The following is a 1048-nucleotide window of genomic DNA, read 5'->3' as shown; positions in this document are numbered from 1 at the left end:
TTTTGCTCTGGGATCCCTTCCAACTCCAGCAGCACCTCTGGCAAGGGGCGAAGCTGCTGCACCAGCCCATCTAGGGCCGCTAACCCAATTGGCTCCTGCAGTTGATAGGGACAGATCCAGATAGGATATCCGGGCAGCTCCTCCTGTAGGGCTTTGAGCACACGCCGCTGTTCCTGTTGCCGCGCCGAGTAGAGGGAAGAGGGGAGAGCGGTGGGCAGTGAGGATTGACTGGTATTTTCTCCTAGAAACAGCACCTGATTGACCAGAAGGCCGCCGATGGGCACGCGGCGGCTTTGCAGTTGCTGACAAAAGCGGCGGGTTTCCGCCACGCTCAACTGCTCCGGGATCATCACCAGCCAAGCAGAGGTGCTCTCCGGATTGGTCAAGCGGGCTTTGCCCCCCTCAAGTTCCCCCTGCAACTGGGCTAAAAATGCGTCCGCCTCATCCGGTCGATAGGTGCCTGTCAGGGCTTGGGCGATCTCCCGATGCTTGGCCTGAAAGGTGGCAAACACAGCCAGAAGATTATCTAAAAAGTCGGGCAGCTCCAACAGCCGCAGGGTATGCCCGGTGGGGGCCGTATCCAGGATGACCGTATCCACCTCCTCCCTCGCCAGCAGCCGGTTGACCTCCAGAATCGCCATCAGCTCATCCACCCCCGGCCACGCCAAATCCCAGATCGGCAGCAGATCCTCTCGGCCAAACCAACTGCCCCGCTCGGCAATGAGCTCCAGGGCCGGCCCATAGGTTTGCCGAAAAGACCGCAGCAAAATCTCCGCCTGCAAAGCCCGCACCTGTAAATTGGGGCGATCCGGCAAGGGTTGGGCCACATCCGTAACCGAGATTTGCAGCACGTCCCCCAACGAGTGGGCGGGATCTGTGGACATCAGGAGCAGACGGCGCTGGGGATCCACCTGGGCCAGTTGGCGAGCCAGCGCGCAGGTCAAGGTTGTTTTGCCCACTCCTCCCTTGCCGCTGAACAGCAAGAGGCGTTGGGAAGCCAAGAGCAGAGGATGGCAGGAATGCTGATACATTTACGCTGAACACTGCT

General features: G+C 60.1%; 1 protein-coding gene. It reads right to left on the bottom strand.

Annotated features, from left to right (window positions below):
* A partial coding sequence (locus NW815_RS12305; protein WP_414416072.1) for an ArsA family ATPase occupies positions 1-1001 on the bottom strand: 1001 nt, incomplete at its 3' end.
* Between the last annotated feature and the right edge of the window lie 47 nt (positions 1002-1048).

Source organism: Synechococcus sp. R6-7 (genome assembly GCF_047461695.1).
Taxonomy (GTDB): domain Bacteria; phylum Cyanobacteriota; class Cyanobacteriia; order Thermostichales; family Thermostichaceae; genus Thermostichus.
The sequence above is the reverse complement of the archived record's forward strand: the minus strand, read 5'-3'. Positions and strand labels throughout refer to the sequence as shown.